The organism is Streptomyces sp. NPDC088707, from assembly GCF_044752725.1.
Taxonomy (GTDB): Bacteria; Actinomycetota; Actinomycetes; order Streptomycetales; family Streptomycetaceae; genus Streptomyces.
Genome location: NZ_JBIVLV010000026.1, coordinates 1 through 5,758, shown reverse-complemented (window position 1 = coordinate 5,758; position 5,758 = coordinate 1). Strand labels below are relative to the sequence as shown.

The 5,758-nt window shown below is 71.8% G+C and carries 10 protein-coding genes; 5 read left to right on the top strand and 5 right to left on the bottom strand.

The window, feature by feature from the left end; translation table 11 throughout:
* Positions 1 to 134: 134 nt before the first annotated feature.
* Together ACIP84_RS38615 and ACIP84_RS38610 are read right to left on the bottom strand one after the other, a co-directional pair.
* On the bottom strand, positions 135 to 740 hold the full coding sequence (locus ACIP84_RS38615; protein ID WP_355967077.1) for a phage tail protein: 606 nt from the start codon (positions 738 to 740) through the stop codon (positions 135 to 137).
* Positions 741 to 861: 121 nt separating this feature from the next.
* The gene (locus ACIP84_RS38610; RefSeq protein WP_355967078.1) at positions 862 to 1,269 is read right to left on the bottom strand and encodes a hypothetical protein; all 408 of its coding nucleotides are present in this window, start codon (positions 1,267 to 1,269) and stop codon (positions 862 to 864) included.
* A gap of 294 nt (positions 1,270 to 1,563) precedes the next feature.
* Between ACIP84_RS38610 and ACIP84_RS38605 the strand changes: the two genes are divergently transcribed.
* Positions 1,564 to 2,391, top strand: a complete 828-nt coding sequence (locus tag ACIP84_RS38605) for a hypothetical protein (protein WP_401805068.1) — start codon at positions 1,564 to 1,566, stop codon at positions 2,389 to 2,391.
* 89 nt (positions 2,392 to 2,480) lie between these two features.
* Here ACIP84_RS38605 and ACIP84_RS38600 read toward each other — a convergent pair whose 3' ends face one another.
* From ACIP84_RS38600 to ACIP84_RS38590, 3 genes are read right to left on the bottom strand one after another with little or no spacing between them, the layout of a single operon-like run.
* A complete protein-coding gene (locus ACIP84_RS38600; protein ID WP_030318670.1) occupies positions 2,481 to 2,684 on the bottom strand; it encodes a hypothetical protein in 204 nt (67 codons plus the stop codon).
* Entirely contained in the window at positions 2,678 to 3,442 is a 765-nt protein-coding gene (locus ACIP84_RS38595) for a hypothetical protein (protein WP_355967085.1), read from the bottom strand. The genes ACIP84_RS38600 and ACIP84_RS38595 overlap by 7 nt, the downstream gene beginning before the upstream one ends.
* Positions 3,435 to 3,734 carry a WhiB family transcriptional regulator gene (locus tag ACIP84_RS38590; RefSeq protein ID WP_401805064.1) on the bottom strand — a complete coding sequence of 100 codons (300 nt, stop codon included), beginning with the start codon at positions 3,732 to 3,734 and terminating at the stop codon, positions 3,435 to 3,437. Before ACIP84_RS38590 ends, ACIP84_RS38595 begins: the two co-directional genes overlap by 8 nt.
* Before the next feature lie 233 nt (positions 3,735 to 3,967).
* On the opposite strand from ACIP84_RS38590, the gene ACIP84_RS38585 reads away from it, so the two are divergent.
* The 4 genes from ACIP84_RS38585 to ACIP84_RS38570 all read left to right on the top strand — a co-directional run.
* On the top strand, positions 3,968 to 4,417 hold the full coding sequence (locus tag ACIP84_RS38585) for a helix-turn-helix transcriptional regulator (RefSeq protein ID WP_266968353.1): 450 nt from the start codon (positions 3,968 to 3,970) through the stop codon (positions 4,415 to 4,417).
* Between the two features lie 338 nt (positions 4,418 to 4,755).
* Positions 4,756 to 5,127, top strand: a complete 372-nt coding sequence (gene rpsL, locus ACIP84_RS38580; protein WP_003948652.1) for a 30S ribosomal protein S12 — start codon at positions 4,756 to 4,758, stop codon at positions 5,125 to 5,127.
* 2 nt (positions 5,128 to 5,129) lie between these two features.
* Positions 5,130 to 5,600, top strand: coding sequence for a 30S ribosomal protein S7 (rpsG, locus tag ACIP84_RS38575; RefSeq protein WP_015035567.1), 471 nt, complete (start codon positions 5,130 to 5,132; stop codon positions 5,598 to 5,600).
* Between the two features lie 39 nt (positions 5,601 to 5,639).
* A partial coding sequence (locus tag ACIP84_RS38570) for a GTP-binding protein (RefSeq protein ID WP_401805071.1) occupies positions 5,640 to 5,758 on the top strand: 119 nt, incomplete at its 3' end.

Genomic DNA, 5,758 nt, shown 5'->3' with positions numbered 1-5,758 from the left:
GGGCGGGGCGCGGCGCGCGGTCCGCCCCACCGCGACCGGGGGGGGCCCCCCCCGGGGGGGGGGGGGCCCGGGGGCGGGGGGGGGGGGGGGGGGGGGGCGGGGGGGGCCCCCCCCCGCCCCGGGTGGGGAGGGGATCAGACGGCCGCGCCGTACTGGCCGTCCTTCATGAGGAAGGTCGCCAGCGGCTTGCCGTCGCCGTTCGACATGGCCGAGAAGGTGACGCCCAGCGTGGACGCCGCCTTGCGGGCCAGCTTGATGTCGTCGGAGGCGGTGACCTGGCCGCGCGGGATGATGAAGCGGTAGGTGACGGCGGTCGTGCCACCGGCCTTGACGTCGGTGAACTCCAGGCCGAGGGCGCGGGCGTCGGCGTGCGGACGCTCGGCGATCTCGTACTTGAAGGTCTCCGCCGACGCGGACGGCTCGGGCTCGACCTTGCCGCCGCCCATGAAGAACGGCAGCGTGTCCTCGTTGAACTGGAGCATGGAGAACTTCAGCGAGAGGTCACGGGCCGAGTAGATGTAGTGGATCGGGGAGACCGACTGCCACGAGTCGATGGCCTCCAGCTTGTCCTTCTTGGAGAAGGTCACGCCGTCGCCCGTGGTGAAGCCGAGGTCGGTCCAGCCGCTCCAGTCGGCGGAGCCCTCGCCGGCGCCGAACGCCGGGACGGCGGTGCCGACCTTGGCCACGTAGAGCTTGCCGATGCCGGCGACGCGGATCTCGGCCGAGTTGTTTCCTGCCATGGTGTGTTTCTCCTTGGTGAGAGGGCTGCCGCCCGGACGTCGGTCCGGGTACGGCAAAGGCCCCGCCGGACGGCGAGGCCTGGTCTGTGGGGGCGTCGGGAGACGCCGGGGAGGCGAGCGTCTAGAAGACGTTCAGCGAGAGCTGGATGACGCAGAGGTAGCGGTTGGCGCCCCGGTAGAGGTAGTCGGGCATCCAGCGCGGCCCGTCCTGCTCCTCGACGTCGCTGACGAAGTGGGCGCCGATCTGCTTGCCGATGGTGGCGAGCAGGGCCCGGCGGGCGGCGTTGGCGAGGACGTGGGCCGCGCTCTTCGTCGGCGCGTACACCTCGAACTCGATCAGCGGCTTGTCGACGTGCAGGTCGCCGATCCAGGCGCCGCCGCGGCGGTTCACCAGGACGGCGTTCTGCGTGCCGTCGAAGCCGGCCGGCGCCTGTGCGGCGATCGTGACGCCGGCCAGTGCCGGGTCGGCCTTGAGGACGTCGACGACCAGCTTCTCGACGTCCGGGAACGCACTCGGGGGAGTGGTCATGACGGTGCTCCTCGAAGGGCTCGGAAGAGGGAGGCGGTGCGGGCGCCGCCCGGGCCGCTCCGCGGGAGGGGGCGGGGCGCGGCAGCGCGCCCGGACGGCGAACGGCGAAGCCGCCGCCCGTCGTCCGGGCGCAGCTCCGCCGCTGCACCAACTGTGACAGAGAGCGTGCGCGCACGCAACTAGTTCGGTGTGGTCTTCCGTAGCCCCTGCCGCGACCCCCGCGCCCTCCGTCCTCCCGCAGGGGCCCGCACAGGCGCCCGATAGGTTGGCGGCCACCGACCGAGGAGCCGCCCCGTGCCCGCCGCCCGCCCCCGCCTCCTGTACGTCACCGACCTCGCCTACCCGGCCCGCGGACGGCGCTACTGCGACGAGGACATCGACCTCACCGCCCGGCTGCGCGCCTCCTTCGACCTGGCGCTCTGCCACCCGCTCGACGCCGCCGCCCTCATGGACGCCTTCGACGCCGTCGTCGTCCGCAACAGCGGCCCGGTCATCGGCTACCAGAAGGAGTACGACACCTTCCGCGAGCGCGCCCTGGCCGGGGGCACCCGCGTCTACAACCCCCTCCACGGCCGCGGCGACATGGCCGGCAAGCAGTACCTGCTCGACCTGACCGCCGCCGGGTACCCGGTCATCCCCACCGTCGACCGGTCCGAGGACCTCCACCGGCTGCCCGCCGCCGCCGAGTACGCGGTCAAGCCCAAGACCGGGGCCGACTCGATAGGCCTGCGCTTCCTCGCACCCGAGGAGCTCGCCGGCCTCACGTACGACGGCCTCCTCGTCCAGCCGCGCATCGACTTCCGGTACGAGGTCTCCTTCTACTTCGTCGACGACCTCTTCCAGTACGCCCTGCACGCCCCGGACCCCGCACGCCGCTGGGTCCTGGAGCCGTACGAGCCCACCGGGGACGACCTCGACTTCGCCCGCCGCTTCGTCGACTGGAACACCCTCGACCACGGCATCCAGCGCGTGGACGCCTGCCGCGCCCCCGGCGGCGAACTGCTCCTCGTCGAACTGGAGGACCTCAACCCCTATCTCTCCCTGGACCGCGTCCCCGGGGAGACCCGCGACCGCTTCGTCACCGCCTTCGCGGACTCGCTCCACCGCTTCCTGGCGGCATGAGGCCCGGCACGAGGCGCGGCACGCGAAAGCGCCCCCCGTCCTTCACGGACGGGGGGCGCTTCTCGTACGACGGGGAGTCGGGCGGGGAGTCAGGCGGTACGGGGGCGGCGGCGGGCCACGCGCTCGGCGGCGAACACGTCCTCCAGGCGGAAGAGCTGCGCCCGGCCCGCCTTCCCGGCGGCCCGCAGATGGCCGAGCTGGACCCACTTGCGGATGGTCGCGGGGGCGACCCCGGCCTCCTCGGCGGCGAGCGGTCCCGGGATCAGGGCCGGCAGTGCGGGCGAGCTCAGCACGAGGTCTCCTTCGGGTCGTCGGTCGGCGCGGCGGTCGTGTCCATCGCCGCCCGTATCTCGTCGGTACGGGAACCGGCGGCGGCCGCGAGCTCCGCCCACTCCCGCTCCGGCCACAGGTGCCGGTAGGCGGGGTCGTCCTGGCAGCCGCACGCCTCGTCCACGCACACACACGCCGGGTTCACGCAGAGCACCGCGCGCCGGTCGGGGAAGGCCCGCAGCGACACCGAGTCGCACCAGGGGCAGCGGCCCGACACCCGTACGACCGTCTCCGAGTCGCCGAGCGTCCGGGCGCAGCGCCGGGCCATCCGGCGGATCTCGTCCCGTACGTGCCGGGCGAGGTCAGGGTCGGCGGCGATCGCGTCGAGGAGTCCCACGACCCGGCGGAGCCGGTCGATCACCCCGGCGCGGGGCGGCCGGGGCAGCGCGAGCCGGGCGCACACGGCCTCCTCCAACTCCACCACCCCGTCGGTGATGTCGCGGATCGCGTCGGAGACGTGCAGCCGGATCGGGGCGGCGCCGTGGCCGGGGACGGAGAGGCCGTGCCGCTGCTGGAGGAGCAGCGCCTCGCGGCGCTCCTCGCGGATCTGCTCGTCACGGCCCGCGGGGGAGGGGGCCGGGGCGCTCCCGGCGGGGCCGCGGCGGCCGGGCGCGAGCTCTTCGGCGAGCTCGGGGAACTGGCGTACGAGGGAGGCGGTCCAGAGTGCGATGTCGCGCAGCACGGGCTCGACGGAAGCGGTGGGGGGCGTGCGGTCAGCCACGGCGGCCGCTCCGGGTGGGCGTCGGTGCGAGGGCGACCGCCTTCGCCACGCGGGCCGCGTCCGCCGGGCGCCCGTTGCGCCAGAGGCGGCCCGCGCAGACGCCGTCGAAGTAGCTCTCGGCGGGGGCCACCGCCGCCTCGCACTCGCGGCGGACCGGGCAGCCGGCGCAGGCGCGCAGCGCCGGGGCCGCCTCCCTGGCGCGGCGGGCGAAGACGACGGACGGGGAGAGGTCGGCGCAGGCGGCGTCGGCCTGCCAAGGGGTGGGGTCGGGCTGGAACAAGAGGTTCTCCACGGTCCGGGGCACCCCGAACCCATGGGGCCGATGGGGCCGTTGGGGCTCGGGGGGCCGACGAGTGCGGCGGCGAGCCAGAGTTACATGTTGCGTGCGAGCGCGCAACAAATTTATGGAGCGCCCCCCTGGCGACCTTCATGGTTTCGACACGTTGCGTACCCGAAACCAAGTAATTCTGTGCGCGCAAGCACGCTAGAGTTGAGCGCCTGGAGGAGTGGAGTGAGGAGCTGTACATGACCACTCGTGGGCTGGATGAGTTCGCAGGCTGGGTCGAAGGCCTGATGCGACAGCGCGGCTACGACATCGACAGCCCGCGCGGCGGCGGCAAGTCCCGGATCGCGGACGAGGCCGGCGTGCACCGGGCCGCCGTGACGCGCCTGCTGCAGCGGCAGAGCATGCCCGACCTGGAGACCATGCGCAGGATCGCCCCGCTGCTCGGGGTCTCGGTCCGCGACATGCTGATCCGGTCCGGCCGGGTGAGCCCGGAGGAGCTCCCGATGGCGGCCGATCTGCTGCCGCCGAGCGACTGGCAGCCGTCGATGGAGGACTTCGCGCGCTGGCTGGGCGTCCCCGACGACCGCATGGGCGTCTTCGTCAAGGTCGTGAACCAGTTCCTGGAGCCCGACACCGAGGCGGAGGGGCCGGCCGAGGCTCCCGAACCCCGCCGCACGGCCCGGGACTGACCCCGGCCCGGCCCGGGGCCGCCCCCTGCCCCGCCCGGACCGGCCCCGCTCCGGTGCGATCTTGCCTGGTCCCGGCCTTCCATGGCCGGGACCACGTGCGCGTGGGCATTTGTTTTGACCGGAGTCCATGCGATAGGTACGCTCAAGCCTTGTGCCTGGGGTGTGCCTGGGCTCGCGTGCGTGTCCTCAACCGCAAGGCGAGTCATATATCGGCCACCGTGATCCGCGCTCTCTCCGCCTTGGCGGAGGGGGTCCGCGAGATTCGACACACCCGACCGCGTGGGTCGGCGAATGTTCCAGGTTAGTTTCACCGACGGCACACAGAAACCGGAGAAGTAGTGCCTACGATCCAGCAGCTGGTCCGGAAGGGCCGGCAGGACAAGGTCGAGAAGAACAAGACGCCCGCACTCGAGGGTTCCCCTCAGCGTCGCGGCGTCTGCACGCGTGTGTTCACGACCACCCCGAAGAAGCCGAACTCGGCCCTCCGTAAGGTCGCGCGTGTGCGTCTGACCTCCGGCATCGAGGTCACGGCCTACATCCCGGGTGAGGGTCACAACCTGCAGGAGCACTCCATCGTGCTCGTGCGTGGTGGCCGTGTGAAGGACCTGCCGGGTGTTCGCTACAAGATCATCCGCGGTTCCCTCGACACGCAGGGCGTCAAGAACCGTAAGCAGGCTCGCAGCCGCTACGGCGCCAAGAAGGAGAAGTAAGAATGCCTCGTAAGGGCCCCGCCCCGAAGCGCCCGGTCATCATCGACCCGGTCTACAGCTCTCCTCTTGTCACCTCGCTGATCAACAAGATCCTGCTGGACGGCAAGCGTTCCACCGCCGAGCGCATCGTGTACGGCGCCATGGAGGGTCTTCGCGAGAAGACCGGCCAGGACCCGGTCATCACGCTGAAGCGCGCTCTCGAGAACGTCAAGCCGGCCCTCGAGGTCAAGTCCCGCCGTGTCGGTGGCGCCACCTACCAGGTGCCGATCGAGGTCAAGCCGGGCCGCGCGTCCACGCTGGCCCTCCGCTGGCTCGTCGGTTACTCCCGCGCCCGTCGCGAGAAGACCATGACCGAGCGCCTCATGAACGAGCTCCTCGACGCCTCGAACGGCCTCGGTGCGGCCGTCAAGAAGCGTGAGGACACGCACAAGATGGCCGAGTCCAACAAGGCCTTCGCGCACTACCGCTGGTAGTCGCAACCCACATCGAGACCGAGAGAAGACTGAGCCGATATGGCTACCACTTCGCTTGACCTTGCCAAGGTGCGCAACATCGGCATCATGGCTCACATCGACGCGGGCAAGACGACCACCACCGAGCGGATCCTGTTCTACACCGGTGTCTCGTACAA